Origin of the sequence: Pseudomonas sp. NFACC13-1, from assembly GCF_900104425.1 — a bacterium.
Lineage (GTDB): Bacteria > Pseudomonadota > Gammaproteobacteria > Pseudomonadales > Pseudomonadaceae > Aquipseudomonas > Aquipseudomonas fluorescens_AA.
The window spans coordinates 80742-107509 of the sequence record NZ_FMXV01000006.1 but is presented as its reverse complement, the minus strand read 5'-3'; the positions used below and the strand labels follow the sequence as shown (position 1 = coordinate 107509).

General features: G+C 61.5%; 25 protein-coding genes. 4 read left to right on the top strand and 21 right to left on the bottom strand.

Annotated features, from left to right (window positions below; all coding sequences use genetic code 11):
- Window positions 1-77 precede the first annotated feature (77 nt).
- The 3 genes from BLQ55_RS10290 to BLQ55_RS10280 form a co-directional block, all read right to left on the bottom strand.
- On the bottom strand, window positions 78-1691 hold the full coding sequence (locus BLQ55_RS10290; protein ID WP_092203977.1) for an NAD(P)/FAD-dependent oxidoreductase: 1614 nt from the start codon (window positions 1689-1691) through the stop codon (window positions 78-80).
- Window positions 1692-1764: 73 nt separating this feature from the next.
- The gene (locus tag BLQ55_RS10285; RefSeq protein ID WP_092203985.1) at window positions 1765-2439 is read right to left on the bottom strand and encodes a COG3650 family protein; all 675 of its coding nucleotides are present in this window, start codon (window positions 2437-2439) and stop codon (window positions 1765-1767) included.
- Window positions 2440-2500: 61 nt separating this feature from the next.
- Window positions 2501-3100: a short chain dehydrogenase gene (locus BLQ55_RS10280; RefSeq protein WP_092253696.1), complete on the bottom strand. Its 600-nt coding sequence runs from the start codon at window positions 3098-3100 to the stop codon at window positions 2501-2503.
- A gap of 104 nt (window positions 3101-3204) precedes the next feature.
- Between BLQ55_RS10280 and BLQ55_RS10275 the strand changes: the two genes are divergently transcribed.
- Window positions 3205-4119 (top strand): LysR family transcriptional regulator, encoded by a 915-nt coding sequence (locus BLQ55_RS10275; protein WP_092203973.1) that lies wholly within the window; start codon window positions 3205-3207, stop codon window positions 4117-4119.
- A 133-nt stretch (window positions 4120-4252) separates the two neighbouring features.
- Here the strand turns inward: BLQ55_RS10275 and BLQ55_RS10270 are convergent, their stop codons facing one another.
- From BLQ55_RS10270 to BLQ55_RS10230, 9 genes are all read right to left on the bottom strand, one after another.
- A complete protein-coding gene (locus BLQ55_RS10270; protein ID WP_092253694.1) occupies window positions 4253-4732 on the bottom strand; it encodes a DoxX family protein in 480 nt (159 codons plus the stop codon).
- Window positions 4729-5487, bottom strand: coding sequence for an HvfC/BufC N-terminal domain-containing protein (locus BLQ55_RS10265; protein WP_092253692.1), 759 nt, complete (start codon window positions 5485-5487; stop codon window positions 4729-4731). The genes BLQ55_RS10270 and BLQ55_RS10265 overlap by 4 nt, the downstream gene beginning before the upstream one ends.
- Window positions 5484-6353, bottom strand: a complete 870-nt coding sequence (locus BLQ55_RS10260) for an MNIO family bufferin maturase (protein ID WP_092253690.1) — start codon at window positions 6351-6353, stop codon at window positions 5484-5486. Before BLQ55_RS10260 ends, BLQ55_RS10265 begins: the two co-directional genes overlap by 4 nt.
- Before the next feature lie 25 nt (window positions 6354-6378).
- Window positions 6379-6684, bottom strand: a complete 306-nt coding sequence (locus BLQ55_RS10255; protein WP_092203965.1) for a BufA1 family periplasmic bufferin-type metallophore — start codon at window positions 6682-6684, stop codon at window positions 6379-6381.
- 277 nt (window positions 6685-6961) lie between these two features.
- Window positions 6962-7663: an ABC transporter ATP-binding protein gene (locus BLQ55_RS10250; RefSeq protein WP_003184675.1), complete on the bottom strand. Its 702-nt coding sequence runs from the start codon at window positions 7661-7663 to the stop codon at window positions 6962-6964.
- On the bottom strand, window positions 7664-8431 hold the full coding sequence (livG, locus tag BLQ55_RS10245) for a high-affinity branched-chain amino acid ABC transporter ATP-binding protein LivG (protein WP_060738896.1): 768 nt from the start codon (window positions 8429-8431) through the stop codon (window positions 7664-7666).
- Window positions 8428-9684, bottom strand: a complete 1257-nt coding sequence (locus tag BLQ55_RS10240; RefSeq protein ID WP_060738895.1) for a high-affinity branched-chain amino acid ABC transporter permease LivM — start codon at window positions 9682-9684, stop codon at window positions 8428-8430. Before BLQ55_RS10240 ends, livG begins: the two co-directional genes overlap by 4 nt.
- The gene (gene livH / locus BLQ55_RS10235; protein ID WP_060738894.1) at window positions 9681-10604 is read right to left on the bottom strand and encodes a high-affinity branched-chain amino acid ABC transporter permease LivH; all 924 of its coding nucleotides are present in this window, start codon (window positions 10602-10604) and stop codon (window positions 9681-9683) included. The genes BLQ55_RS10240 and livH overlap by 4 nt, the downstream gene beginning before the upstream one ends.
- 230 nt (window positions 10605-10834) lie before the next feature.
- Window positions 10835-11962: a branched-chain amino acid ABC transporter substrate-binding protein gene (locus BLQ55_RS10230; protein ID WP_092203963.1), complete on the bottom strand. Its 1128-nt coding sequence runs from the start codon at window positions 11960-11962 to the stop codon at window positions 10835-10837.
- A 340-nt stretch (window positions 11963-12302) separates the two neighbouring features.
- Between BLQ55_RS10230 and BLQ55_RS10225 the strand changes: the two genes are divergently transcribed.
- Entirely contained in the window at window positions 12303-12608 is a 306-nt protein-coding gene (locus BLQ55_RS10225) for a DUF2288 domain-containing protein (RefSeq protein ID WP_092203961.1), read from the top strand.
- Between the two features lie 274 nt (window positions 12609-12882).
- Here BLQ55_RS10225 and BLQ55_RS10220 read toward each other — a convergent pair whose 3' ends face one another.
- On the bottom strand, window positions 12883-15060 hold the full coding sequence (locus BLQ55_RS10220; protein WP_092203959.1) for a hypothetical protein: 2178 nt from the start codon (window positions 15058-15060) through the stop codon (window positions 12883-12885).
- Between the two features lie 360 nt (window positions 15061-15420).
- Between BLQ55_RS10220 and BLQ55_RS10215 the strand changes: the two genes are divergently transcribed.
- On the top strand, window positions 15421-16770 hold the full coding sequence (locus BLQ55_RS10215) for a spinster family MFS transporter (RefSeq protein WP_092203957.1): 1350 nt from the start codon (window positions 15421-15423) through the stop codon (window positions 16768-16770).
- 133 nt (window positions 16771-16903) lie between these two features.
- On the opposite strand, the gene BLQ55_RS10210 is transcribed toward BLQ55_RS10215, so the two are convergent.
- On the bottom strand, window positions 16904-18439 hold the full coding sequence (locus BLQ55_RS10210) for an MDR family MFS transporter (RefSeq protein ID WP_371128526.1): 1536 nt from the start codon (window positions 18437-18439) through the stop codon (window positions 16904-16906).
- A 51-nt stretch (window positions 18440-18490) separates the two neighbouring features.
- A complete protein-coding gene (gene pobA / locus BLQ55_RS10205) occupies window positions 18491-19681 on the bottom strand; it encodes a 4-hydroxybenzoate 3-monooxygenase (protein ID WP_092203953.1) in 1191 nt (396 codons plus the stop codon).
- A gap of 175 nt (window positions 19682-19856) precedes the next feature.
- On the opposite strand from pobA, the gene BLQ55_RS10200 reads away from it, so the two are divergent.
- Window positions 19857-20750: a helix-turn-helix domain-containing protein gene (locus tag BLQ55_RS10200; RefSeq protein ID WP_092203951.1), complete on the top strand. Its 894-nt coding sequence runs from the start codon at window positions 19857-19859 to the stop codon at window positions 20748-20750.
- A gap of 7 nt (window positions 20751-20757) precedes the next feature.
- Here the strand turns inward: BLQ55_RS10200 and BLQ55_RS32140 are convergent, their stop codons facing one another.
- From BLQ55_RS32140 to arcD, 6 genes are all read right to left on the bottom strand, one after another.
- The gene (locus BLQ55_RS32140; RefSeq protein WP_162843733.1) at window positions 20758-20934 is read right to left on the bottom strand and encodes a hypothetical protein; all 177 of its coding nucleotides are present in this window, start codon (window positions 20932-20934) and stop codon (window positions 20758-20760) included.
- A 234-nt stretch (window positions 20935-21168) separates the two neighbouring features.
- Window positions 21169-21528: a DUF5064 family protein gene (locus BLQ55_RS10195; protein WP_092203948.1), complete on the bottom strand. Its 360-nt coding sequence runs from the start codon at window positions 21526-21528 to the stop codon at window positions 21169-21171.
- A gap of 63 nt (window positions 21529-21591) precedes the next feature.
- Complete coding sequence (gene arcC / locus BLQ55_RS10190; RefSeq protein ID WP_092253686.1) at window positions 21592-22521, bottom strand: carbamate kinase; 930 nt, start codon at window positions 22519-22521, stop codon at window positions 21592-21594.
- A 149-nt stretch (window positions 22522-22670) separates the two neighbouring features.
- Entirely contained in the window at window positions 22671-23681 is a 1011-nt protein-coding gene (locus BLQ55_RS10185) for an ornithine carbamoyltransferase (protein ID WP_060738885.1), read from the bottom strand.
- Between the two features lie 71 nt (window positions 23682-23752).
- On the bottom strand, window positions 23753-25009 hold the full coding sequence (gene arcA, locus BLQ55_RS10180) for an arginine deiminase (RefSeq protein ID WP_092203944.1): 1257 nt from the start codon (window positions 25007-25009) through the stop codon (window positions 23753-23755).
- A 31-nt stretch (window positions 25010-25040) separates the two neighbouring features.
- Window positions 25041-26468 carry an arginine-ornithine antiporter gene (arcD, locus tag BLQ55_RS10175; protein WP_092203942.1) on the bottom strand — a complete coding sequence of 476 codons (1428 nt, stop codon included), beginning with the start codon at window positions 26466-26468 and terminating at the stop codon, window positions 25041-25043.
- Window positions 26469-26768: the final 300 nt, after the last annotated feature.

Below are 26768 nucleotides of genomic sequence, written 5' to 3'. Positions count from 1 at the left end.
TAGCGGTGGATCAGCCAACATCTGTGTTGAATGCCAGGCCGCCATCGCGAGCAAGCTCGCTCCCACAGGGCCAACTGTCAGGCTTCGAGGCCGAGAATGTTTCGCGCCACCGCTTCGGCAATCCGAATCCCATCCACCCCCGCCGACAGGATCCCGCCCGCATAACCGGCGCCTTCACCCGCCGGGAACAGGCCTTTGACGTTCAGGCTCTGCAGCGATTCGTTGCGGGTGATGCGCAGGGGCGATGAGGTGCGGGTTTCGATGCCTGTCAGCACGGCGTCGTGCAGCGAGTAGCCGCGAATCTGTTTCTCGAATGCCGGCAAGGCTTCGCGGATGGCTTCGATGGCGAAGTCCGGCAAGGCCAGGGCCAGATCCCCCAGGGACACCCCAGGCTTATAGGACGGTTCGACGCTGCCCAGTGCCGTAGACGGCTTGCCGGCGATGAAATCGCCCACCAGTTGCGCCGGGGCCTCGTAGTTGCTGCCGCCGAGCACGAACGCGTGGGACTCCAGGCGTTCCTGCAACTCGATACCGGCCAGCGGGCCACCCGGATAATCCACTTCCGGGGTAATGCCGACGACGATGCCAGAGTTGGCGTTGCGCTCATTGCGCGAATACTGGCTCATGCCGTTGGTGACGACGCGGTTCGGCTCGGACGTCGCCGCTACCACGGTGCCGCCCGGGCACATGCAGAAGCTGTACACCGAGCGGCCATTCTTGGCGTGGTGCACCAGTTTGTAGTCGGCGGCGCCGAGTTTCGGATGGCCGGCGTACTTGCCCAGGCGCGCGCTGTCGATCAGCGATTGCGGGTGTTCGATGCGGAAACCCACCGAGAACGGCTTGGCTTCCATGTACACGCCACGGCTGTGGAGCATACGGAACGTGTCTCGGGCGCTGTGGCCGAGGGCGAGGATCACGTGTTTCGAATGAATGCGTTCACCGCCGGCCAATTCGACGCCGACCAGTTGGCCGTCTTCGATCAGCACATCGGTGACCCGTTGCTGGAAGCGTACTTCGCCGCCCAGGGCGCGAATCTGCTCACGCATGGTTTCCACCACGCCTGTCAGGCGGAACGTGCCGATGTGCGGCTTGCTGACGTAGAGGATTTCTTCCGGCGCCCCGGCCTTGACGAATTCGTGCAGGACCTTGCGGCCAAGGAATTTCGGGTCCTTGATCTGGCTGTAGAGCTTGCCATCGGAAAACGTCCCTGCGCCGCCTTCACCGAACTGCACATTGGACTCGGGGTTGAGCACACTTTTGCGCCACAGGCCCCAGGTGTCCTTGGTGCGCTGGCGCACTTCCGGGCCGCGTTCGAGGATGATCGGCTTGAAACCCATCTGCGCCAGCAACAGGGCGGCGAAAATCCCGCACGGGCCGAAGCCGACCACGATCGGCCGCTCGTTCAAGTCGGCCGGGGCCTGGCCCACCACTTTGTAACTGACATCCGGCGCTTCGTTGACGTTACGGTCATCGGCGAACTTGCGCAGCAGGCTGGCTTCATCACGCACCGTCAGGTCGATGGTGTAGATGAAGCACAGTTCGGAGGATTTCTTGCGCGCATCGTAGCTGCGCTTGAACAGGGTGAAGTCGAGCAGGTCATCGCTGGCGATGCCCAGGCGCTGCACGATGGCAGGGCGCAGGTCTTCTTCGGGGTGATCGATTGGCAGCTTGAGTTCGGTGATTCGTAACATGGCGGGGTCCGGTTCGCGGGATGCACAACTGCACCAGGGCGTGAACCGGCGATTATAAGCCAAAAGCTGCGAATCAGTCGTCGCGCGCGCCGCCGAAGTAGGCACAGCCGCGTTGGACCTGGCCGTTGACCCGCAACTCGGCGCTCATGTGTTGCACGCTGTCGCTGACACTGTCGACACAACGCGCAGGTGTGACCCAGAGCTCGACTTTCTGGCCGTTGGCCTCGGTGCCCAGGTTGAAGCGGCCATCGCCCAATTGCTCCTCGACGTAAGGCACCGCCAGCGGCGGCTGGCCTTCGCGGTCCAGCACCAGGCCCTTGCCACTGGCCTTGAGCGTCCATTCCGGGCTGTGCCCCGCGGCGCGCAGGATCACTCGTTTGAAGTCGACGTCTTCGCAAGCCGTTCCCGAGCGCTCCAGGCGATATAGCTGTTCAACGTCCAACTGACTGTCGGTGCCGGCCGCTGCGCTGGAAACGATACGGCCACGTACATCGGCAAACAGCTTGCCCCGGTCATCGGCCAGGCTGGCGGCCTGTTGCAGCACGCTGGTGCCACCGCTGTCGTTGACGATGTAGCGGCGCTGTTCCTGGCACGGCTGGAACACCAGTTTGCCATCGGCCGCCGTGAGTTCGCCTTGCAGGCGTGTCTGGCCGGCGTGGGAGGCGCTCTGACGTGGGGTGTCGAGCAATTGGCAGCCGGTGAACAGCGGCAGGAGGGCGACAAACAGCAGGGAGCGGGCGGCACGCATCATTGGGTCTCCAGACAAGTGCCGCCACGTTACTCAGACTGATCCTGCATCACAAGGGGTGTTAGCCCACGTGAAAGGTCTGACCGGTTTGTAGGCCTTCGACGCTCTTGGCGTAGGCCAATGCCACATCCACTGCGGGTACGGGTTTGAAACCGCGGAAATAAGGCGCGTATTTGTCCATGGCTTCCAGCAGCACGTTCGGGCTCACCGTGTTGACCCGCAGGCCCCGTGGCAACTCGATTGCCGCGGCGCGCACGAAACTGTCCAGGGCGCCGTTGACCAGGGCCGCCGAAGCACCGCTCTTGATCGGGTCGTGGCTGAGCACGCCGGTGGTGAAGGTGAAGGACGCGCCGTCATTGGCGAATTCGCGACCGATCAGCAGCAGGTTGACCTGGCCCATCAGCTTGTCTTTCAAGCCCAGGGCAAAGCTGTCTTCGGTCATGTCGGCCAGGGGCGCAAAGGTGACGTTGCCGGCGGCACAGACCAGGGCGTCAAAACGGCCAGTCTTCTCGAACAGGGCGCGAATCGAGGCGCTGTCGCTGATATCCACTTGCAATTCGCCGCTGTGGCGGCCGATCCGAACGATTTCGTGGCGGGGCGACAGTTCTTTATCAATGGCCGAACCGATAGTGCCGTTGGCGCCGATCAAGAGGATTTTCATGAGCTGTTCCTTAATGGGTTGAATGAGTTTTCAGTCTAGAGGGGTTCTTTCCAGTGATAATCATGCTAATAGGCAACCTTTGGTTTTCATTTGGAAACAATCCAATGAGCGAAATGGATGACCTGGCGGCGTTCGCCGTGTTGATGGAGGCCGGCAGTTTTACCTTGGCGGCCCAGCAATTGGGGTGCAGCAAGGGCCAGTTGTCCAAGCGCATCAGCCTGTTGGAGAATCGGTTTTCGGTGGTATTGCTGCAACGCACCACTCGGCGCTTGAGCCTCACGGCGGCCGGGGCGGCGCTGTTGCCTCAGGCCCAGGCGCTGCTGGTGCAGGTGGAAAGGGCACGTCAGGCATTGGCTCGGTTGAAGGATGACATTTGCGGGCCGGTGCGTATGACGGTTCCGGTTTCGTTGGGTGAAACCTTCTTCGAGGGCTTGCTGATGGAGTTCGCTCGCACGTACCCCAATGTGCAGATCGAACTGGAGCTCAACAACGGTTACCGTGACTTGAGCCGCGATGGTTTCGACCTGGCGATCCGTTCCGACGCCGCCATCGATGAGCGGCTGGTGGCCCGGCCATTGTTGGCGTGGCACGAAATGACCTGCGCCAGCCCGGCCTACCTCGAACACTATGGCGAGCCTGAGACGCCCCAGGCCCTGGCCGAGCACCGCTGTCTGCTCAACAGTCACTACAGCGGCCGGGAAGAATGGCTCTACCACCAACAACACGAACTGTTGCGGGTCCGAGTGTCGGGACCGTTCGCCAGCAATCACTACAGCCTGCTGAAAAAAGCCGCCCTGGCCGGTGCCGGAATCGCCCGGCTGCCGTCGTACCTGCTGCATGAAGCGTTGGCGGACGGACGCCTGCATTGGCTGCTGCGCGACTACCAGACCCGGCGCATGCCGATGTACCTGGTGCACCCGTACCAGGGCGGCCTGCCCAAGCGCACCCAGGTGCTGGCCGACTATTTGATCGACTGGTTCAAGCGCAGCGGCGAGGCGCTGGATCGGCTACAGCGATAACCCGGCCATTTGATATCCCTTGTGGGAGCGAGCTTGCTCGCGAAGGCGGTGGTACATCCGGTATTCGTGCAAGCTGACCCACCGCTATCGCGAGCAAGCTCGCTCCTACAGGGGGCTGTGAGGGGATCTGTGTTCAGTCGTGGGCGTAACGCTTGGCTATCAGGTGATCGATCGACAACACCCCCGGTCCACGGGCCATCAGGTAGAGCAAGACCGCCGCCCAGGTGCCATGGGTCGGGTAGGCGTCCGGGTAGACGAACACCTGAATGGTCAAGGTCATGCCGAGCAAGGCCATTGCCGAAAAGCGTGTCGCCAGGCCAAACAGAAGCAGTACCGGGAAGACATGCTCGGCAGAGGCCGCCAGGTGCGCGGCCAGTTCCGGCGACAGCAGCGGCAGGGCATATTCGCTTTTGAACAGGGGGATGGTCGAGTCCGCCAGCCGCGGCAGAGCGATCTGGAAGGTGCCGTCGAACAGGTCGATGGCCAGTCCTTCGATTTTGGTCTGGCCGGATTTCCAGAACACGGCGGCAATCGAGAAGCGTGCGACGAAGGCGATCAGGCTGTGGGGGATTTTCTCCAGCCATTGAATGAAACCGGCAATCAGGGCGTTCATGGGGATACCTGTTCGGCTAGGAGATGGGTGATGGCCTGGTGGCGGATGAGCCCCGCCAGGGTCTGTTCCAGGTCAAGATCGATTGAGGCTTCGATGGCCGCCGTCAGGGAAGACCCTTGTTGCAGGGCTGCGATGAACCCATGGGCAGCGTGACTGATCGCAAACACCTCTACGTCCAGGCCGTTGCGCAGCACCAAGGCGTTTTGCGGGGGAAACGTTTCGAACGGTACGGGCGCCTGGTGCTGATGAGCGGCCCAGATCGTCACCACGGCGTAGGGGGATTGCAGCAGCCGCAGTGACGGGTGAAGCCCGATCTTCAGGTGCCCCGCCAGCGCGGGGGACGACAGCGCCGCCACGATTCGTTCTTGCGCCATGGGCTCGGCGTCGGCGGCATGCCAGGCTTGCACATGCAGTCGCTCCAGCCGAGCGACGTCCGCCAGGTAAGGCACACTGGCGGCGGGTTCGAAGTGTTCGATGAACTCGGCAAAGTCGCCCCCGTAGTCGTTCATCACCGGGCTGCGCGGCGGCGTCGATTGGGCATAGACCCCGGCCATGGCCCGGAAGAATTCTTCGCCCACCAGTTGCGCCACCACCGGGTAGTTGTCGGCCAGGGCGTTGATCAATGAGCTGAGCACGTTGTTGCGGTACACCGCGAAACGGCTTTCCGGGCCCGCTCCATTGGTGCTGACCAGGCCGGACGGACACGCCTTGCGCGGGTCGAGCAGGGCGGCGGCAAATGCGTGCTGGTTGCTCATGGCCGGGCTCCGGCGGCGCTCAACAGTTGATCGGCCTGGCGTGCTTCGGCCAGCAGCACCTCCCATGCCGGGACATGGTTGTCGCGTTCGATCAAGGTGGCGATCGGCCCGGTCCGCTCCAGTGCCTGGAGATACAGTTGCCAGACCGCGTGGTCGATGGGGGCGCCATGATCGTCTATCAACAAGCGCTCGCCGAGGCTGTCGGAATCTTCGGCAAAGCCGGCCAGGTGAATTTCGCCGGTCGCTTGCAGAGGCAGGGCGTCGAGGTAGGCCAATGGATCGCGGCAATGGTTGATGCACGAAACGTAGACGTTGTTCACATCCAGCAGCAGGCCGCAGCCGGTGCGACGGATCACTTCGCTCATGAACTGTGGCTCGTCGAAGGTCGAGGTTTCAAAGGCCAGGTAGGTGGCCGGATTTTCCAGTAACAGCGTGCGCTTGAGGCTGGACTGCACCTGGTCGACATGTTCGCAGACCCGGTCGAGGGTTGCTTCGTCATAGGCCAGGGGGAGCAAGTCATTGAGGAACACCGGGCCGTGGCTGGACCAGGCTAGGTGTTCGGAAAAGGATTGGGGCTGATAGCGTTCGATCAAGGCGGCCAGGCGCTGCAAATGCGCAACATCCAGCGGCTCCTCTCCACCGATCGACAGGCCGACGCCGTGCAACGACAGCGGGTACTGTTCGCGTATCAGCCCCAGGAAGTGATGAAGCGGCCCGCCGGCCACCATGTAGTTTTCCGCGTGCACCTCGAAGAAACCCAGGTCCGGTCGGGTCTGGAGCACCTCACGAAAATGCGCACTCTTGAGCCCCAACCCTGCTCTTGGCGGCAGCCGGGTATCCGTGGAGAGGGAAGGGACATTCGACATGGCGGCAGGCCTCAGGCAGAGGTGATCAGGACTTGGCTTTGAACGCTTGGAGTTGGCCGAAACCGGTGGGGGACGTCTTGCTTTCAAGGGTGGTGCAAGTGCCTTTAGGGACCGATTTCCAAGCGTTGGGCTGATAGTCCATCTTTGCGGTACCGGCGCAGGTGGTGCCGGCACCGGCGGCGCAGTTGTTCATGCCTTTGAGGGCGACGCCGAAGCATTTTTCCATGTTGTCGTCGGCTGCGTGAGCGGTCGAGACGGCAGTCATGCTCAGGGCAGAACCCAGGGCCAGGACCAAGGCAGCGGCGGACAGGGTGCGAGTCGAAGCAGTCATGGTGATTCTCCAGTCTTCAGGGAAATGAACCGGCGTTAGCGCCGGTCTGCTGAACTAGAGAAGGGAGGTGGGAAAGCGTTACAGCGCGATCTCATTATTTTTTAGATACGCGTAACCCTGTGGCGAGGGAGCTTGCTCCCGCTCGGTTGCGCAGCAACCGCAAAATCTTGGGGCCGCTGCGCAGCTCAGCGGGAGCAAGCGCCCTCGCCACAGGGGATTGCGGGCGGTCCGAGCAAAAAAAAACGGCCCGAAGGCCGTTTCTTTTACTGCGACAGACTCAACCCCCCAGATACGCCTCGCGCACTTTCGGGTCGGTCAGCAACGCCTCGCCGGTGCCTTGCATCACCACCCGGCCGTTCTCCAGCACGTACGCCCGGTCGGCGATTTTCAGCGCCTGGTTGGCGTTCTGCTCCACCAGGAACACCGTCACGCCATCCTTGCGCAGTTGCTCGATGATGTCGAAGATCTGCTGGATGATGATCGGTGCCAGGCCCAGGGAAGGCTCGTCGAGCAGCAGCAGCTTGGGTTTACTCATCAGCGCACGGCCGATGGCGAGCATTTGCTGTTCGCCGCCGGACATGGTGCCGCCGCGCTGGGTAAAGCGTTCTTTCAGGCGTGGGAAAAGGTGCAGGACCTTGTCCATTTGTTCCTGATAGTCGCCCTTGTCGGTGAAAAATCCGCCCATGGCGAGGTTTTCTTCCACGGTCAGCCGGGCAAATACCCGGCGGCCCTCAGGTACCACGGCGATGCTCTTGCGCATGATCCGCGCCGAGTCCTGGCCCACCAGTTCCTCACCCATGTAGCGGATGCTGCCGCTGTGGGCCTGGGGCGAACCGCAGAGCGTCATCAGCAGGGTGGATTTGCCGGCACCGTTGGCACCGATCAGCGTGACGATTTCGCCCTGGCGGACTTCGACGTTGACGCTGTGCAGGGCCTGGATCTTGCCGTAGAAGGTGGAAACGTTTTCGAACTGCAGCATTTACGCTTCCCCCAGGTAGGCTTTGATCACTTCAGGATTGTCGCGGATCTGTTCCGGCGTACCGTCGGCCAGGGGCGTGCCCTGGTTGATGACGACGATGTGGTCGGAAATGCTCATGACCAGCTTCATGTCGTGCTCGATCAGCAGCACGGTGACGTTGTGCTCCTCACGCAGCACGCCGATCAGGGCTTTCAGGTCTTCGGTTTCCTTGGGGTTCAGGCCGGCGGCCGGCTCGTCGAGCATGAGGATCCGCGGACGGGTCATCATGCAGCGGGCGATTTCCAGGCGCCGTTGCTGACCGTAGGCCAGGGTGCCGGCGGTACGGTTGGCGAACTCGGTGAGGTTGACCTTGTCCAGCCAGTACTCGGCGTACTCCATGGCCTCGCGTTCGCTTTTGCGGAACGCCGGGGTCTTGAACAGGCCGGCAAAGAAGTTGGTGTTCAAATGACGATGCTGGGCGATCAACAGGTTCTCGACCGCCGTCATGTCCTTGAACAGCCGCACGTTCTGGAAGGTGCGCACCACACCCTTGCGGGCGATGTGGTGGCCGGGCAGACCCTGGATCGGCTCGCCGTCCAGCAGGATGGTGCCGCCGGTGGGCTGGTAGAAGCCGGTCAGGCAGTTGAACACGGTGGTCTTGCCCGCGCCGTTGGGCCCGATCAGGGCAACCACTTGCTTCTCTTTCACGGTCAGGGCCACGCCGTTGACCGCCAGCAAACCGCCGAAGCGCATGCTCAGGTTTTCGACTTTCAGGATCTCGCGGCTCATTTGCGCAGCTCCATGTGGGGGCGTTGCATAGGCAGCAGACCTTGAGGACGCCAGATCATCATCAGCACCATCAAGGCGCCGAACATCAACATGCGGTATTCGCTGAATTCACGCATCATTTCCGGCAGCAGGATCATCACGATCGCCGCCAGGATCACGCCCAGCTGCGAGCCCATCCCGCCCAGCACCACGATGGCGAGGATGATCGCCGACTCGATGAAGGTGAAGGATTCCGGCGTCACCAGGCCTTGGCGGGCGGCGAAGAAGCTGCCGGCAAAACCGGCGAACGCAGCGCCGAGGGTAAAGGCCGACAGTTTGATCACGGTTGGGTTGAGACCCAGGGCACGGCAGGCGATTTCGTCTTCACGCAGTGCCTCCCAGGCGCGGCCGATCGGCATGCGCAGCAGGCGGTTGATGACGAACAGCGCGGCCAGGGCCAGCAACAGGGCAACCAGGTAGAGGAAGATCACCTTGTTGATCGAGTTGTATTCCAGGCCGAAGTACTCGTGGAAGGTCTGCAGCCCCTCGGCGGCTTTACGCTCGAAGGTCAGGCCGAAGAACGTCGGTTTCTCGATGTTGCTGATGCCGTTCGGGCCGCCGGTGATGTCGGTCAGGTTGCGCAGGAACAGGCGGATGATCTCGCCAAAACCCAGGGTCACGATCGCCAGGTAGTCGCCGCGCAAGCGCAGGACCGGGAAACCCAGCAGGAAACCGAAGGTGGCGGCCATCATCCCGGCGATCGGCAGGCAGATCCAGAAGCTCAGGCCGAAGTAGTGGGACAGCAGCGCGTAGCTGTAGGCGCCGACGGCGTAGAAGCCGACGTAACCCAGGTCCAGCAGGCCGGCCAGGCCTACGACGATGTTCAGGCCCAGGCCCAGCATCACGTAGATCAGGATCAGCGTGGCGATGTCCACCGCGCCGCGAGAGCCGAAGAACGGCCACACCAGGGCCACGACGATCAGGCCCAGCACGATCCAGCGCTGGGTGCTCGGCAGGGTCAGGAAGTGGCTGGCCTTGGCCGGGATCACCGGCAGGCCGGGCGAGGACTTCCACGCCGCGCTGATCTGTGTGCTGAACAGCACGCGCACGAACATCAGCAGCGAGCACACGGCGATGGTCGCCAGGATCGCCGGGCTGGTGCCGTGCACTTCCAGGTTGATGCCGACGATGGTCAGTTTAAGACCCAGTACCGGGTAGGCCACGGCCCAGACCAGCAGGGCGCTGAAAAGCGCCGATTTGAGATGCCTAGTCATACTTTCTCAACCTCCGGGCGGCCCAGGATGCCGGTCGGCCGGAATAACAGAACCAGAACCAACAAGCCGAACGCCACGACGTCCTTGTACTGGTCGCCGAAGATGTCGGCGCCAAAGGCTTCCGCCACGCCCAGCACCAGCCCGCCGAGCATCGCCCCGGGGATGCTGCCGATGCCGCCCAGTACCGCGGCGGTGAAGGCTTTCAGGCCCACGAGGAAGCCGGCGTTGGGGTTGATCACGCCGTATTGCATGCTCAACAGCACCGCGGCGATGGCCGCCAGGGCCGCACCGATGACGAAGGTCAGGGCGATGATGTTGTTGGTGTTGATGCCCAGCAGATTGGCCATCTTGATGTCCTCGGCACAGGCGCGACAGGCGCGGCCGAGGCGGGAACGGGAGATGAACAGCGTGAGGCCGAGCATGGCGACCAGGGTCACCACGAACACCACGATTTGCATGTAGGAAATCAGCACTTCATGTGCCCCGCCTGGCCCGATGGCAAAGTTGCCCGGGATCAGGTTGGGAATGGATTTGTCCTTGGAGTCTTGCGAAAGCAGTACCGTGTTCTGCAGGAAGATCGACATGCCGATGGCGGAGATCAGCGGGATCAGACGGTTGCTGCCGCGCAGGGGGCGGTAGGCGATCCGTTCGATGCTGTAGCCATAGGAGCTGGTGACGACGATGCTCGCGAGAAACGCCGCGGTCATCAACAGCGGGACACTGTCGAGTCCCATCATGCTCAGCCCGGCGATGGCGATGAACGCCACGTAGGAGCCGATCATGTACACCTCGCCGTGGGCGAAGTTGATCATTCCAATGATGCCGTAGACCATCGTGTAGCCGATGGCGATCAAGGCATACGTGCTGCCAACGGTCAGGCCGTTAACCAGCTGCTGGAAGAAGTGATAGATGTCAGGCATTACAGCGCTCCTAAAAACCTGATACGCATTTCACTGGTGGAGTCATTTTCCCGCCCGGGCCCCGTGGATCTGCATCCACTTCGAACACGAGGTTTGCCAGCGAACCGCTGATGACGGTTTTGAGATTTTCAGGTGGGGAGGCTGGCGGATCACGCCAGCGCGGCCCAATACATTTAAAACAAAGCCCACGGCACGCCGTGGGCTTTATTGGCAGTCAGTCAGGCTAGGCCTTACTGAGGCGAAGCTTCGGTTTTAGGTTTGCCGAAATGCCACTCGTAGACCACAAACTTGAAGTCCTTCAGGTCGCCCTTCGCGTCGAAGCTCAGGTCGCCCGTTGGTGTCTTGAAGGTGCCGGCGTGGATGGCTTCGGCCACTTTGCCCGCGTCTTCGCTCTTGGCTGTGGTGATGGCCTGGGCAATCACCTGGACAGCGGAGTAGGACGGGAACACGAACGGACCGCTCGGGTCTTCTTTCTTGGCCTTGAACGCGTCAGCCAGGGCAACGTTGGCCGGATCCTGGTCGAAGGATTTCGGCAGGGTCACCAGCAGGCCTTCGGAGGATTCCTTGGCGATTTGCGAGATGGAGTCGTTACCCACGCCTTCCGGACCCATGAACTTGGCCTTCAGGCCTTTTTCCTGGGCTTGACGCAGGATCAGGCCCAGCTCCGGGTGGTAGCCGCCGTAGTAGACGAAATCGACGTTGGCTTGCTTGAGCTTGGCGATCATCGAGGAGAAGTCCTTGTCGCCGGCGTTCACGCCTTCGAAGACGGCCACTTTCACGCCTTTGCCTTCGAGGGTTTTCTTCACGGCGCTGGCGATGCCTTCACCGTACTGCTGCTTGTCGTGCAGGACCGCAACGATCTTCGGCTTGACGTGGTCGGCGATGTAGTTGCCGGCCGCAGGGCCTTGGGCGCTGTCCAGGCCGATGGTGCGGAAGATCATCTTGTAGCCGCGAGCGGTGATGTCCGGGCTGGTAGCCGCCGGGGTGATCATGACCACGCCTTCGTCTTCGTAGATGTCGGAAGCTGGCTGGGTGGAGCTGGAGCACAGGTGGCCGACCACGAACTTGACGCCGTCGTTGACGACTTTGTTCGCGACCGCGACCGCTTGTTTTGGATCACAGGCGTCGTCGTATTCGACGGCGACGAGCTGCTTGCCGTCGACGCCGCCCTTGGCGTTGATCTGCTCGATGGCCATTTTCGCGCCACTGAACTGCATGTCGCCGTATTGGGCTACAGGGCCGGTCTTGGGGCCGGCGATGCCGATCTTGATGGTGTCGGCGGCAAACGAATGGCTGGCAACCCCGGCCAGAACCATAGCGGCAAACAGTTTGGAAATCTGCTTAGTAGCCTTAGTCATAGTGCTCCACTCATGCTGTTGTAGTTTTTATAGTCCTGGCGCCGTAGCAGCAGAACCGGGTCAGATATCTTGGATACCCTCGCGGAAAATGCCCCCGGCAACTGTACCGGTACAGTGTAGAGCGCCCATTGTTGGCAAGGGAAGCTGGCGCTTGGGGGCAAAACCTGGGGGTGTCGCTTAATTGAAAGAAAAAGACAGAATAGCGGCGGGGGTTGTCCGGTCGTTTCGGCAATCCTTGGCTTTCCTGCGCTTTTCAATCGGTACCGCAATTTGCTACCGGGTTTTTCTGCCAGACCACCGACGTTATCATTCGCGCCGATTTCTTTTCCGGACAGGTCCCATGAATCAAGAACCTAGCACCCTCTATGCCAAGCTGCTTGGAGAAACCGCATCCATCACCTGGAAAGAGCTGGAGCCGTTCTTTGCCAAGGGTGCCCTATTGTGGGTCGATCCGGCACTGGATTTGATCGCCGCCGCCGAGGCCGTCGCCCGGGACGAAGGTACCAAAGTCGCCGCCTGGCTGGCTGCCGACCAGCTCGCCAAGCTGTCTGAAACGCGGGCGCTGGATTTTCTGAAGCGCGATCCGCAGCTTTGGGCGGTGGTGGTTTCGCCGTGGATTATGATCCAGGAAAGGGCGTCGAATTGATCGGTGCACCAAGTTGGTTCGTGTTTTTGTGTTTGTAAAAGTGTGTAGGTGAGTAGCGTGATAGCACCCTGCCGTGGCGAAACGCCACAGGGCAGGGTGACGTATACGTAACGGGAACAGTTCATGGAGCAGCCTTTGGGCTGCTCAATTGTTTCTGGATATTGAGAAGCGCAAAAGATCGCAGCCTGCGGCAGCTCCTACAGGGGTGCCGCGGTTTCATGTGAACCGCAGCCCGTAGGAGCTGCCGAAGGCTGCGATCTTTTAAGGCAACACCTCAGTAAGTCCTGCCAGTGTGGTTATTCAGAGAAATGACCTTGGTCTTGCCAATGCGGTGACGGTAGATCTCGCGCAGGTACTTGATGGATTTCTTCACGCAGTCGCGGGACAGGCGGATGTCGTTGATCGAGACGAACTTGTCCTTGTCATTGATCAGCTCGCGGTACTTCTTCTCGTACATCGGCTTGATCGCGTACCAGTTGGTGTCGAGGATCTTCGCCGGGTTTTCGAATTCGTTGAGCAGGTCGTCGATGCGTGCTTCGTCGAAGTCTTCATTGATGATGAAGTCCAGGATCGAGTTGTCCAGGGTGTCGTCGAAACGGTACGGGGTGCGGGCGAAGCAGCGTTTGATGAAGGCCACGATCAAGGTCAGGAAATCATCCGACAGGCACGGGCTCTTGGCGATCAGGGTGGTCAGCGACAGGTTCGCCGAGGCGCCGATCACCAACGCGTAACGCTTGAGCGTGGTGTTGGGGAACAGGCTGTTGAGGTGGGTCTTGAGCCGGTTCAGGTCCATGTAGGACAGCTTGTAGTCCTTGGGCAAGGAGACGATGGACACCACCGACGAGCAGTTCTTGAAGAAGTGCAGGTCATGCAGGGCCGCGGCGTCGTAGCCGGAATTCTTGTATTGCTCCAGCGAGGCGCGGTAGCGCTTGGATTCGATCGGCAACAGGCTGATGCCTTCGATGGCCTGGGTGACTTTGTTGAAGTGCGGCAGGTCGATGGAGCGGAAGAACAGGTCGTCGATGTTCAGGCGCGGCGGCTCTTTCTCGAACACCTTGAACTTGTCGCCGCTCGGTGCCGGGGTTTCCGGGACGACAGACTCGGCGTAGGCGATTGCCACCGGGCCGGCCAGGCTCATGAACAGGTCGTTGGCGTCCAGGCGAATGGTTTCGCCGATGTCGATGCCGGCACGGCGGAAGTAATTCTGGTCGTAGTCGGTGGTGACGGCCTGGGCCGTCAGGATGTTGAAGATCTGCTGGGAGATGTACTGGTTGGCGTGCTTCTCCATGGCGTTGACATCGATGTTCTGGATGTTGCCGTCATCGCTTTCTTCGGCGTAGCGCATGATGTCGTTGGAGATCAGCATCATCGCGTTCCACGGGCGGATACGGCCCATCACGCTGGCTTCGCTGCTGTCTTCGTTGGCGAAGTTGTACGAGAAATCCCATTCTTCCGACAGGTACTTGCACAGCAGGCGTCCGGCGTTGATGTGCAAGGCTTCGGACATTTCGCTGCGGTGGTCGGAAATGTTCGGCAGCACGCAGATGCCGCTGGTGAAGATCGGCTCGAAGACGAAGGAGTGGCCGCTCTTGCTGTCGTGTTCGTCCATCGGCTTGGTGTCGAACGTCTTGTTCATGTACGAGTACTGCTGGGCCAGGCCGAACTCCGAGGCCATGCCCGAACCGGTACCGCCGCCAGCGCTGAAGATCGAGAAGTACAGGCGCGATTGGTTGGCCTTGATGCCGCAGCTGTCGATCAGGTACGAGTGGATCATTTTCCAGTCGGGGCTGGAGAAGCGCTGGGTGTCCTTGTTCAGGATGATCTTGGCCAGGTACTGGCCGAGGATCGGCGCGTTACCGGCGCCACCGGCGTGGACTTCCGACAGGTCCATGATTTTCATCTTGCTGTAGTCGCGCAAGAAGCCGCTTTTTTCGCCCTTGCGCGAGAAACGGATGCGCCCGGCGATGTCCTTGTCCAGGTCGCCGAGCATCACCAGCGGCTCCACCAGGAACACCGGTTTGCTGGCCTTGCTGGTGCCCAGGCGCAGGTTGTTGCGGATCCATTGTGCGGGGCTGTGGCCTTTGTCACTGTAGCCTTTGTCTTCGGCGTTGAATTCGTTGAGGTAGAACTTGCGGGCGTTGTACACCAGCTCGGCCACGTCCAGGGCGATGTTGGAGCCGCAGCGACCCAGACCGATCAGGCACACCGACGGGAATTCCTGTTGCGCGCGGTCGTATTCGTCGTCCACCAGGTGCGGCGGACGCGGGAACACGGTGTCACGCAGGCCGTCGAGGTTATCGAGGATACGGTCGGTGTTGGTTTCGGTGAAATACAGATATTGCTGGGTCGACAGAGGGCGCGGGGGGCTCGATGGCTTCGAGACTTCCGGGCCGTTGGCGGCGGGGCTCAAGGTCAGATCGGATACCGCAGTGGCTGTTTTTTTGGAAGTCATTGTGCGCCATGTGCCTGAACTGGTGGCTCGACGAATGCGGTCATCGAACACTCGCGGATGGGAGTTCGCGCCTGGATAAACGCGAAAATCGGTCCAAGCGGCCAGGGCTGCGGCCTGAGCAGCGCTTGGGATAATCTTTTTCCTGATCACGTTGAATCGGCCACCGGACTTCGATCTTTAACCAGCAAAAGGCAAAATGGTGGCAATTGTTACAGAAGCTTGATGGGCATCAAGAAATACGCCGCGTCCCATGGGGGGGTATCAGTCTTGCGAATGATTGGAGACAGCTCCCGTAGCGCTGTCTAGATTGCATATCCAGGCCACGGACCGTTGGCCCATAACAATAAAAGAGACGGACCCATGCAGAACTCGACCCAAGCGGCGAATGCCTGGCGCATTCTGTTCCTGTTGTTCCTGGCCAACCTGTTCAATTTCTTCGACCGCACCATTCCGGCGATCATCATCGAGCCGATCCGCATGGAGTGGAGCCTCAGCGATTTCCAGATCGGCATCATCGGCACCGCCTTCACCATCGTTTATGCCATTGCCGGCTTGCCGCTGGGGCGCATGGCCGATACCGGTTCGCGCAGCAAGTTGATGGGCTGGGGCCTGGCGGCCTGGAGCGGACTGACGGCGGTGAACGGCCTGGTGGGCAGTTTCTGGGCGTTCCTGGTGGTGCGCATGGGCGTCGGCATCGGCGAGGCCAGCTACGCGCCAGCCGCCAACTCACTGATTGGCGACCTGTTCCCGGCCCACCGCCGGGCTCGGGCGATGGGCATCTTCATGCTCGGCCTGCCCCTGGGCCTGCTGTTGGCGTTTTTCACCATTGGCGCGATGGTCAAGGCGTTCGACAGCTGGCGTGCGCCGTTCTTCATCGCGGCGGTACCGGGGCTGGTGCTGGCGGTGTTCATGTTTTTCATCAAGGAGCCCAAGCGCGGTGCGGCGGAAACCGTGCAGGTCTCCCAGGAAAAGATCGACAAGCCGGTGCGCCGGGTGCTGGCGATTCCCACCTTCCTGTGGCTGGTGCTGGCGGGGCTGTGCTTCAACTTCGCCACCTATGCCTGCAACTCCTTCCTGGTGCCGATGCTGCAACGTTATTTCCTGATGCCGTTGCACGAGGCGGCCGTGGCCACCGGGATCATGGTGGGCGTGACGGGGTTGTTCGGGCTCACCCTGGGTGGCTGGGTCGCGGACAAGATTCACCAGCGCGTGCCCAACGGCCGCCTGCTGTTTGCAGCCTTCAGCCTGGCGATTTCGACGGTCACCACGGCCTGGGCCCTGCATGCCGGGCGCATTGAAATCGGCGTGTTCGTGGCGGTGTTCAGCGTGGGTTGGCTGTTTGCCTATAACTTTTACACCTGCGTCTACACCGCGATCCAGGACGTGGTGGAGCCGCGCCTGCGCGCCACGGCGATGGCGTTGTACTTTGCCGGGCTGTATTTGCTCGGCGGCGGCCTGGGGCCGGTGGTGGTGGGCGGCTTGTCCGACTACTTCGCCCGCACGGCCATGGCCACCGCGGGTGTCGACCAGATGACCGAAGCATTCAAGGCCATCGGCCTGCACGACGCGATGTACCTGATCCCGGTGGCGCTGCTCTTGACCATGGTGTTCCTGTTCCTGGCGTCACGCTGCTTCGTGCGCGATGCCAAGCGGATGAAGGACGGGATGAGCGCGCAGGTGATGCCAGAGGGTGTCGCGGCGACGGCTTGATAGCATTTGTGCGAGCAAGGCTTGTGTGGGAGCAAGGCTTGCCCGCGATGAAGGCGATGCGGTCTTTCAAAAAACCGAGGTGCCTGTTTCGCGAGCAAGCTTTGCTCCCACAATCCTTCTTCACCGATACAGGTTACCCAGCCTTCTCATCCCGCCCACGCAGCAAGCGATTGGGCATCGCCACCGCGGCCGCCAGCCCCAACAGCGATACCGCCGCGCTGATCAACAGCAAATGCCGGAATGTCGCCTGCAATGCCTGGCGCAAGGCGTTCCGGGCCTCGCCCGGGGCGGCGTTGAGGCCGTCCAGCAAGACGTTGCCGGCATGTCCTTCACCGATCAATGACGCGCCGGCGAGTTGGGCCAGGCTTGAGTCCTGTAGCAAGGCCAGCAGCAAGGCCGACATCAACGCCACGCCCACCGCGCCGCCGAGGGAGCGGAACAGGTTGGTGGTGCTGGTGGCGACGCCGATGTCCTGTTGGTGGACGGCGTTCTGTGACCCCACCAGCGACGTGGGGAACTGCATGCCGGAGGCGATGCCGCAGAGCAGCATGAACAGGCTGCTGAGCCAGAGCGCGTCAGGCGCAGTGAAGGCCATGCCGAGGATGGCGAAGGGAAAGAGCAGTGCGCCGCTGAGGATCATCGGTTTGTAGCGCCCCGTGACCGAGGTCCGGCGGCCGGCGATATACGCGCCGAGCGGCAGCCCTATGGCCAGCGGCAGCAAGTGCAACGCCGCACTGTCGGCACCGGCGCCGGTCATGCTCTGGAAGCGCAACGGCACCAGCACCGTCAGGGAAATCGCCTGGAAACTGGTGAAGAACACCGTGCACCAGCACAGCACCGCGCTGCGGTTGGCGAACAGGTGCATCGGCAGCAACGGTTCCCGCGCCCGGCGCTCGTGCCAGGCGAACACCCCCAGGGCTATCCCCGCGCAACCCAGTAATCCCAGCACTTCACGGCTGTGCCAGGCATGGCCCTGGCCGACCTCGGTGATCCCCAGCAGCAACGCCGTCAGGCCAATGATCAGCAACACGGTGCCCAGGTAATCGATGATCGGCGTGCGTTGCGGTACGGGCAGCCCCACCAGGGTGCGTCGGGCCACCCACCAGGCCGTGAGGCCCAGCGGCAGGTTGATCCAGAACACCCAGCGCCACGACAAGTATTCGGTCATGTAGCCCCCGAGTACCGGCCCGGCCACGCTGGCCACCGCGTACATGCTGCTGAAATACCCTTGGTAGCGACCCCGCTCGCGGGGCGGGATGATGTCGCCGATGATCGCCTGGCTCACCGAAATCATCCCGCCGGCGCCGATGCCCTGGACGATCCGCGCCAGCACCAGTTGCTCCATGTTTTGTGCCAGGCCACAGAACAGCGAGGCCAGGGTGAACAGGCCCATGCCGAACAGCATCAACGGCCGGCGTCCGTAGAGGTCACCGAGCTTGCCGTAGATGGGCACCGCCACGGTCATGGCGACCATGTAGCCGGAAATCACCCAGGCCAGCAGGCTGACGTCGGCAAATTGTGCGGAAATGGCCGGCATCGAGACGGCGACGATGGTCTGGTCCAGCGCACCCAGGAAAATCGCCAGCATCAGGGCCACCAGCACGCTGCGGATGGCCGGTTTCGGAGCTTGGAGTGTATTGAGCTGAGTCACGGCAGAACCTGCGGGCATTGCGCTGAAGAGGCGAATGGGATGAAGCCCGCAGTTTAAGTCGGTAGGCGGCTATTCGATAGCCTCGTAAGGAAGTCCGACGTAATTTTCCGCAATGGTTTTTCGGCCGGCCTCGGAGTCGAGGAAGTATTCCAGCTCGGCTTCGCTGATGCGCTGGTTGAACGCATCGTCGTCGAAGCGGTGCAGCATCGAAGTCATCCACCACGAGAACCGTTCGGCTTTCCAGACGCGCCGCAGGCAGATGGCCGAATACTGTTCCAGCAAGTCCACACGGCCGTCGCGATAGACCTTGAGCAGGATGTTGAACAACGTGCTGACATCGCTGGCGGCCAGGTTCAGCCCCTTGGCCCCGGTCGGTGGGACGATGTGGGCCGCGTCGCCCACCAGGAACATCCGCCCGTACTGCATCGGCTCGACCACGAAGCTGCGCAGCGGCGCGATGCTTTTCTCGATGGACGGGCCGGTCACCAAGGCCTCGGCCAGGTCGGTGGGCAGGCGGTTTTTCAGTTCATGCCAGAAACGTTCGTCCGGCCAGTCGGCCACTTGCTCCTCGGCGGGGACTTGCAGGTAGTAACGGGTGCGGGTCTTGGAACGCATGCTGCACAGGGCAAAACCGCGGGCATGCCGAGCGTAGACCAGCTCTTCATGAACCGGCGGGGTGTCGGCCAGCACGCCGAGCCAGCCAAACGGGTAGACGCGTTCGAAAACCTTGAGTTTTTCCGCCGGAATGGACTGTCGCGCCACGCCGTGGAAACCGTCGCAACCGGCAATGTAGTCGCAGTCCAGGCGCAAGGTTTGCCCGTCATGCTCGAAGGTCACGAAAGGGTGCTCGGTTTGCATATCGTGGGGCTGGGCGTTGCTGGCCAGGTACAACGTGCGGGCGCCGGCGGCTTCGCGGGCGGCCATCAGGTCACGGGTCACTTCGGTCTGGCCGTAGACCATAACGTTTTTACCGCCAGTCAGGCCCTTGAGGTCGATGTGCACCCGCCGGTCGTTGAGCACCAGTTCAAAGCCGTCATGGGGCAGGCCTTCGGCGTCCATGCGTTGACCGACGCCGGCCTGGCGCAGCAGTTCGACCATGCCTTGCTCCAGCACACCGGCGCGGATGCGGCCCAGTACATAGTCCGGGGTCTGGCGTTCGAGGATGACAGTGTCGATGCCGGCGTTGTGCAGCAACTGGCCGAGCAGCAGGCCAGAGGGGCCGGCGCCGATAATAGCGACTTGGGTCTTGAGTGTTTTCATTGTTCTTATGACTCGCACGAAGCACGCGACCAGGGTCGGTGTTGATTATTAGAAATCGAGTGCCTACATTTTTCGCTTGCGGACCTGTCAGTTGAAGGGGAAAACTGAGCCGATACCTGTACTTTCTGCCAATTGGTGCGATTATCGCCCGCAACCCCAGGCCCGGATCCACGTTATGAAAAAACCTGACCTGCCTTCGATCCCGGTGTTCAAGCTCTACGGTGAGAGCCAGGAATGGCCGACCCCGGACCTGCTGCACTGCGAAACCATCTCCAAGCGCAGCCGCGAGCATCACTGGGAAATCAAACCCCATCGGCACGCCGACCTGTGCCAGTTGCTGTTTGTCTTCAAGGGCCAGGCGGAACTGGAAATCGAAGGTCGGCGCACGCAGCTCACCGAGCCGGCCGTGCAGATCCTGCCGCCGCTGTCGGTCCATGGCTTTCGTTTTTCCGAGGATGTGGAAGGTTACGTGGTGACGCTGGCGGCGCCGCTGGTCACGCACCTGCAAGCGCAACTGGGGCATTCGGTCAATGTGCTGGCCCAGGCCGAAAGCTACCCCGCCCTCGAGAATGCCGAGTACCTCAACAGCCTGTTCAGCGCCCTGCAGAATGAATACATGGGGCACCAGCCAGCTCGGGAAATGCTGATGCATGCGCTGGTCAGCGTGATCATGGTCTGGGTCAGCCGCCAGGTGATGCAGCGACACACCCAGGCCCAGCGCCCGCAACGGGCCCGGGAATACCTCAACGGGTTCATTCAGTTGGTGGAAGAAACCTATCGCGAGCACGTCAAGGTCGAAGACCTGGCCCATCGCCTGGGCATTTCCGTGTCGCACCTCAACGGCACCTGCCGGGAGCTGGCGGGGCAACCGGCGTTGCAGATCATGCACGAGCGCCAGCTGTTGGAAGCCAAGCGCCTGCTGACCTACACCGGCATGACCATCTACGAGATTTCCGAACTGCTCGGGTTTTCCGACCCGACCAACTTCACCCGGCTGTTCCGCCGGCGCGTCGGGATCTCGCCCAAGGCGTTCCGGGACCGGCTCAAGACCGATCAGCAGGACGACTGACCACGCCTCAGCGCAGGGCGTTCAGGGTTGCGCTGTGGGGGATGCAGCGTTCGAAGTTGCAGCTGGCGTATTCACGGGGCAGTTGCCTGGCCTGCTCGACCCGGTAGGCCGCGGTGCCATACAGCGCAAGCGTGGCGGCGCAGGTGACGAAAATAGCGAGGCGTCTTCTTGTTTTGATGTTCATGGCGGTGACCTCTGAACGAATACCCGGGGGTACTACTTTCAGCATAGGTCAGCCGTGGCGGGTTGCCAGCCAGGCAGTGAGTGTGTTTAACCCACTATTCAGAACACTGATAGCTCTTGTGGGAGCGAGCTTGCTCGCGATGAGGGTGGGTCAGTCACTATGTGTCTCGACTGATCTACCGCTATCGCGAGCAAGCTCGCTCCCACAAGGGATTGGGGTGGTCTTTTAGCCAGGTTATGCCAAGTGTTCCGGCTTCATCGGATCGCCCGGCTTGACGTCCAGTTGCTTGCGCACGTCTTCGAACATTTTGTCGTAGTACTCGTGCATCGAGCCGATGCTGGCGGTCTTGGGCAGGCCGTATTTCTGGGCGATGCGCGTGGCGTGGCGGGCGAAGTCGAAGGCCTGGTCCTTGGCCAGGAAGAAGGTCTCGTCCAGGGATTTGTCCTCCACCTTGCCATGCACCCGGAACGACATGCCGGTGCCTTCCTTGGGGTCTTGCTCAACCTTGTAGTCGATGCACAGGTTGTAGCTGAAGTCATTCTTGTTCAGCGCGTGGCGTTCCATGTGCAGGTGACCGGGTTCGAACATGGCCATAAACGACTCTCCTCGAAGGCGTGGGTGTAGGGCAGACCCTGGATCCGCCCTGCAAGTTTCCTGTTATCGATAAGCGATGCCAGGTGTCGACGTGCTGATGCGGGTGCCGGCCTGACCCTGGACGATAGCATCGATGTCCGACAGCGACCCGATCACCGCGACCTTGCCCGTGTTGCGCGCGAACTCGCAGGCGGCCTGCACCTTCGGCCCCATGGAGCCGGCGGCGAAGCCGAGCTTTTCCATTTCGTCGGGGTGGGCCTGGGCGATGGCTTTCTGGGTCGGCTTGCCGAAGTCGACGAACGCGGCGTTGACGTCGGTGGCGATCACCAGCAGATCGCTTTCCAACTGTTCGGCCAGCAGCGCCGAGCACAGGTCCTTGTCGATCACCGCTTCCACGCCCTGCAGCTTGCCGTCGGCGTCGTACATCGTCGGAATACCGCCACCGCCGGCGCAGATCACGATGCTGCCTTTTTCCAGCAGCCACTTGATCGGACGGATCTCAAAGATGCGCTTGGGCCGTGGGCTGGCGACCACCCGGCGGAACTTGTCGCCGTCCGGGGCGATGGTCCAGCCTTTTTCAGCCGCCAGCTTCTGCGCCTCTTGCTGGCTGTAGACCGGGCCGATGGGCTTGGTGGGGGTCTGGAAGGCCGGGTCGTTGCCATCCACTTCGACCTGGGTCAGCAGTGTGGCGAAGGGGACTTCGAAGTCCAGCAGATTGCCCAGTTCCTGTTCGATGATGTAGCCGATCATGCCTTCGGTTTCGGCGCCGAGCACGTCCAGCGGATACGGTGTGACCGCGGTGTAGGCCGCCGCCTGCAACGACAGCAGGCCGACCTGCGGGCCGTTGCCGTGGGCGATGACCAGTTGGTTGCCGGGGTGGATCCTGGCGATCTGTCCGGTCGCGGTGCGGATGTTGCTGCGTTGGTTGGCAGCGGTCAGGGGTTCACCCCGACGCAGGAGGGCGTTACCGCCCAGGGCAACGACGATGCGCATGGTGCTGTCCTTTCAAAAATGGATCGGGAACGCAGTCCTCCCTGTGGGAGCGAGCTTGCTCGCGATGACGGCGGCACATTCGACATCCGCGCAAGCTGACACTCCGCCATCGCGAGCAAGCTCGCTCCCACAAGGGAACTGCGTTGGCTTCAGATATCCGCCAACGCCGACACCAGGATCGCCTTGATGGTGTGCATGCGATTCTCCGCCTGCTCGAACGCGATGTTGGCCGGGGACTCGAACACCTCTTCGGTCACTTCCACGCCATTGGCCAGGTTCGGATAGCGGGCGGCGATGTCCTTGCCGACCTTGGTTTCGCTGTTGTGGAACGCCGGCAGGCAATGCATGAATTTCACCCGTGGGTTGCCCGAGGCTTTCATCATTTGCGCGTTGACCTGGTAGGGCAGCAATTGCTCGATGCGTTCATCCCAGGCTTCCACCGGTTCGCCCATGGACACCCAGATATCGGTGTGGATGAAGTCCACGCCCTTGACGGCGGCCTTCGGATCCTCGGTGATGGTGATGCGCCCGCCGCTCTCGGCGGCGAAGGCCTGGCACTGGTCGATGAAATCCTGATGCGGCCACAGGGCTTTCGGCGCGCCGATGCGCACGTCCATGCCCAGTTTGGCGCCGATCATCAACAGCGAATTGCCCATGTTGTAGCGGGCATCGCCCAGGTACGCGTAGCTGATGTCATGCAGCGGCTTGTCGCTGTGTTCGCGCATGGTCAGGGTGTCGGCGATCATCTGGGTGGGGTGGAATTCGGCGGTCAGGCCGTTGAACACCGGCACCCCGGCGAACTTGGCCAGTTCCTCGACGATCTCCTGTTCGAAGCCCCGGTATTCGATGGCGTCGAACATCCGCCCCAGGACCCGGGCGGTGTCTTTCATGCTTTCCTTGTGGCCGATCTGCGACGACACCGGGTCGATGTAGGTGACGTGGGCGCCCTGATCGTGGGCCGCGACCTCGAAGGCACAGCGGGTGCGAGTCGAGGTCTTCTCGAAGATCAGCGCGATGTTCTTGCCCTTGAGGTGCGGTTGTTCGGTGCCGGTGTACTTGGCACGCTTGAGGTCGCGGGACAGGTCCAGCAGGTAGTGCAGCTCGCGGTTGGTGTGGTGCATCAAGCTCAGCAGGCTGCGGTTGCGCATGTTGAAAGCCATGATATGGATCTCCTCAGGTGTAGGTTATCCCCTGGGCGGCTATCGGCTCGATACCGGCCCAGGCTCAAAGGTCAGTAGTCGATCGGGTCGCGGATGATCGGGCAGGTCATGCAGTGGCCACCGCCGCGGCCGCGGCCCAGCTCGCTGGCGCTGATGGTGATGACTTCCACCCCGGCCTTGCGCAGCAGGGTGTTGGTGTAGGTGTTGCGGTCATAGCCGATCACCACGCCCGGCTCCACGGCCACCACGTTGTTGCCGTCGTCCCATTGTTCGCGCTCGGCGGCGAAGCTATTGCCGCCGGTTTCCACCACGCGCAAGGCCGGCAGCTTGAGGGCGGCGGCCACGGTGTCGAGGAAGCTGCCTTCTTCGCGGCGTACGTCGATGCCGCCGGGCTTGCTTTCGTCAGGGCGCAGGGAGAAGGCGACGATCTGGCCCACCACTTCCGGGAAAACCGTGACCAGGTCGCGGTCGCAGAAGCTGAACACCGTGTCCAGGTGCATGGCGGCGCGGGATCTTGGCAAGCCGGCGACGATCACCCGCTCCACGGCCTTGTGCTTGAACAGGTTCAGCGCCAGTTGGCCGATGGCCTGGCGGGACGAGCGTTCGCCCATGCCGATCAGCACCACGCCGTTGCCAATGGGCATCACGTCGCCACCTTCGAGGGTGGCGTTGCCATGCTCCTGGTCCGGGTCGCCGTACCAGATCTGAAAGTCAGCCTGGGTGAACTCGGGGTGGAACTTGTAGATGGCAGTGGTCAGCAGGGTTTCCTGGCGTCGCGCCGGCCAGTACATCGGGTTCAGGGTCACGCCGCCGTAGATCCAGCAGGTGGTGTCACGGGTGAATTGGGTATTGGGCAGCGGTGGCAGGATGAAGCTGGAGTGCCCGAGGAAGTCGCGGAACATCTGGATGGTCTTGCCACCGAAGCTGTCCGGCAGGTCGTCGGCCGAGACGCCGCCAATCAGGAACTCGGCGATATGGCGTGGCTCCAGGCTGCGCAGCCACGAACCGACTTCGTTCACCAGGCCCAGGCCCACCGAGTTGGCGGTGATCTTGCGCTGCAGGATCCAGTCCAGGGCTTCGGGGACGGCGACGATGTCGGTCAGCAGGTTGTGCATTTCCAGCACCTCGATGTCACGCTCGCGCATCTTGGTGACGAAATCGAAATGGTCGCGTTTGGCCTGGTTGACCCAGATCACGTCGTCGAACAGCAGCTCGTCGCAGTTGTTCGGGGTCAAGCGTTGATGGGCCAGGCCTGGGGAGCACACCATGACTTTACGTAATTTACCGGCTTCGGAATGAACGCCGTACTTCACTTTTTCCGTGGTCATTACAAATCCTCCTGTTAAAACAATCAGCCAGCTACAAGGTCAGGAAGCCGTCGTAGAGCCCATAGGCGGCCACCAGGGCGCCTGCGATCACTGCGGCGAAAATCAGCTTCTCGACAGAGGTGAAAACCGGTTTGCCCAACTCGCGCTTGGCCTTGGCGAACAGAATCGCGCCGGGGGCATAGAGCAGGGCGGAGAGCAGCAGGTACTTGATCCCGCCGGCATAGAGCAGCCACACCGCGTAGATCAGGGCGATGGCGCCGATGACCAGATCCTTGCGCCGCTCGGCCGCGAAGCCTTCGTAGGTCTCGCCGCGCACTGCCAGCAGCACGGCGTAGGCCGCCGACCACAGGTATGGCACCAGGATCATCGAGGTGGCGAGGTAGATCAGTGACAGGTACGTGCTGGCCGAGAACAGGGTGATGACCAGAAACAGCTGGACCATCGCGTTGGTCAGCCACAGGGCGTTGGCCGGTACGTGGTTGGCGTTCTCCCGGCGCAGGAACTCGGGCATGGTGTGGTCTTTGGCGGCGGCGAACATGATCTCGGCGCACAGCAGCACCCAGGACAGCAGGGCGCCGAGCAGCGAGATGATCAGGCCGACGCTGATCAGCACCGCGCCCCAATGGCCCACCACGTGCTCCAGCACGGCGGCCATGGACGGGTTCTGCAGCTTGGCCAGTTCAGGTTGGGTCATGATGCCCAGTGACAGCACGTTGACCAGCACCAGGAACAGCAGCACGGTGATGAAACCGATGACCGTGGCCTTGCCGACGTCGGAGCGTTTCTCGGCCCGTGCCGAGAAGATGCTGGCGCCCTCGATGCCGATGAACACCCACACGGTGACCAGCATCATGTTGCGCACCTGGTTCATCACGCTGCCCAGGTCCGGGTTCATCGTGCCCCAGATATCCCTGGTGAAGATATCCAGCTTGAAGGCGAACACGGCGATGAGCACGAACAACACCAGTGGCACGACCTTGGCGATGGTGGTCACGAGATTGATGAATGCCGCTTCCTTGATGCCGCGCAATACCAGGAAATGCACCGCCCACAACAACACCGAGGCGCCGATCACCGCGGCAACGGTGTTGCCTTCACCGAAAATCGGGAAGAAGTAGCCCAGGGTACTGAACAGCAGTACGAAGTAGCCGACGTTGCCCAGCCAGGCGCTGATCCAGTAGCCCCAGGCCGACGAGAAACCCATGTAGTCGCCGAACCCGGCCTTGGCGTAGACATACACGCCGCCATCCAGGTCGGGCTTGCGATTGGCCAGGGTCTGAAAGACAAAAGCGAGGGTCAGCATGCCGACAGCGGTAATGGCCCAGCCAATCAGTACCGCACCGACATCGGCGCTGGCGGCCATGTTTTGTGGCAGGGAAAATATCCCGCCGCCGATCATGGAGCCGACAACCAGTGCAACTAGCGCACCCAATCGAAGTTTTCCGGGGGTATCAGACATTTGCGAGACTCCAATGCAGGAGAAGAGAGTCGACAGAATAAGTCGATTTAAATGTTGAATACCTGATCTGGATCAGTACATGACAACATTCCATTGTTAATGAAGAGGTTAAGTGCCTTTCTTCATGTCCATAAGTTGCCGTGAGGCCCGTTTTAGAGGCTTCGGCAAGGTGCTGCGAGGCGGGATTCATCCCGTAGGACTATTCACGCTAGTTGATTTTTTCTGAACCGCAACTATTTTGTATTTGTTTTCATGACAAAGATAATCGTCTGGCGTGGCCTTTCTTATTGCTGTCCTGAA

What these genes read in the sequence shown, in the direction of transcription:
- BLQ55_RS10270 (WP_092253694.1), bottom strand. Translation starts at nt 4,732, where the DNA reads ATGAACGCCCTGATTGCCGGTTTCATTCAATGGCTGGAGAAAATCCCC.
- BLQ55_RS10220 (WP_092203959.1), bottom strand. Translation starts at nt 15,060, where the DNA reads ATGACTTCCAAAAAAACAGCCACTGCGGTATCCGATCTGACCTTGAGC.
- BLQ55_RS10240 (WP_060738895.1), bottom strand. Translation starts at nt 9,684, where the DNA reads ATGACTAGGCATCTCAAATCGGCGCTTTTCAGCGCCCTGCTGGTCTGG.
- livG (WP_060738896.1), bottom strand. Translation starts at nt 8,431, where the DNA reads ATGAGCCGCGAGATCCTGAAAGTCGAAAACCTGAGCATGCGCTTCGGC.
- BLQ55_RS32140 (WP_162843733.1), bottom strand. Translation starts at nt 20,934, where the DNA reads ATGAACATCAAAACAAGAAGACGCCTCGCTATTTTCGTCACCTGCGCC.
- BLQ55_RS10210 (WP_371128526.1), bottom strand. Translation starts at nt 18,439, where the DNA reads ATGCCCGCAGGTTCTGCCGTGACTCAGCTCAATACACTCCAAGCTCCG.
- livH (WP_060738894.1), bottom strand. Translation starts at nt 10,604, where the DNA reads ATGCCTGACATCTATCACTTCTTCCAGCAGCTGGTTAACGGCCTGACC.
- BLQ55_RS10290 (WP_092203977.1), bottom strand. Translation starts at nt 1,691, where the DNA reads ATGTTACGAATCACCGAACTCAAGCTGCCAATCGATCACCCCGAAGAA.
- arcA (WP_092203944.1), bottom strand. Translation starts at nt 25,009, where the DNA reads ATGACCACGGAAAAAGTGAAGTACGGCGTTCATTCCGAAGCCGGTAAA.
- BLQ55_RS10250 (WP_003184675.1), bottom strand. Translation starts at nt 7,663, where the DNA reads ATGCTGCAGTTCGAAAACGTTTCCACCTTCTACGGCAAGATCCAGGCC.
- arcD (WP_092203942.1), bottom strand. Translation starts at nt 26,468, where the DNA reads ATGTCTGATACCCCCGGAAAACTTCGATTGGGTGCGCTAGTTGCACTG.
- BLQ55_RS10200 (WP_092203951.1), top strand. Translation starts at nt 19,857, where the DNA reads ATGAAAAAACCTGACCTGCCTTCGATCCCGGTGTTCAAGCTCTACGGT.
- BLQ55_RS10285 (WP_092203985.1), bottom strand. Translation starts at nt 2,439, where the DNA reads ATGCGTGCCGCCCGCTCCCTGCTGTTTGTCGCCCTCCTGCCGCTGTTC.
- BLQ55_RS10185 (WP_060738885.1), bottom strand. Translation starts at nt 23,681, where the DNA reads ATGGCTTTCAACATGCGCAACCGCAGCCTGCTGAGCTTGATGCACCAC.
- BLQ55_RS10195 (WP_092203948.1), bottom strand. Translation starts at nt 21,528, where the DNA reads ATGGCCATGTTCGAACCCGGTCACCTGCACATGGAACGCCACGCGCTG.
- BLQ55_RS10260 (WP_092253690.1), bottom strand. Translation starts at nt 6,353, where the DNA reads ATGTCGAATGTCCCTTCCCTCTCCACGGATACCCGGCTGCCGCCAAGA.
- BLQ55_RS10265 (WP_092253692.1), bottom strand. Translation starts at nt 5,487, where the DNA reads ATGAGCAACCAGCACGCATTTGCCGCCGCCCTGCTCGACCCGCGCAAG.
- BLQ55_RS10275 (WP_092203973.1), top strand. Translation starts at nt 3,205, where the DNA reads ATGAGCGAAATGGATGACCTGGCGGCGTTCGCCGTGTTGATGGAGGCC.
- BLQ55_RS10215 (WP_092203957.1), top strand. Translation starts at nt 15,421, where the DNA reads ATGCAGAACTCGACCCAAGCGGCGAATGCCTGGCGCATTCTGTTCCTG.
- BLQ55_RS10225 (WP_092203961.1), top strand. Translation starts at nt 12,303, where the DNA reads ATGAATCAAGAACCTAGCACCCTCTATGCCAAGCTGCTTGGAGAAACC.
- BLQ55_RS10230 (WP_092203963.1), bottom strand. Translation starts at nt 11,962, where the DNA reads ATGACTAAGGCTACTAAGCAGATTTCCAAACTGTTTGCCGCTATGGTT.
- BLQ55_RS10255 (WP_092203965.1), bottom strand. Translation starts at nt 6,684, where the DNA reads ATGACTGCTTCGACTCGCACCCTGTCCGCCGCTGCCTTGGTCCTGGCC.
- arcC (WP_092253686.1), bottom strand. Translation starts at nt 22,521, where the DNA reads ATGCGCATCGTCGTTGCCCTGGGCGGTAACGCCCTCCTGCGTCGGGGT.
- pobA (WP_092203953.1), bottom strand. Translation starts at nt 19,681, where the DNA reads ATGAAAACACTCAAGACCCAAGTCGCTATTATCGGCGCCGGCCCCTCT.
- BLQ55_RS10280 (WP_092253696.1), bottom strand. Translation starts at nt 3,100, where the DNA reads ATGAAAATCCTCTTGATCGGCGCCAACGGCACTATCGGTTCGGCCATT.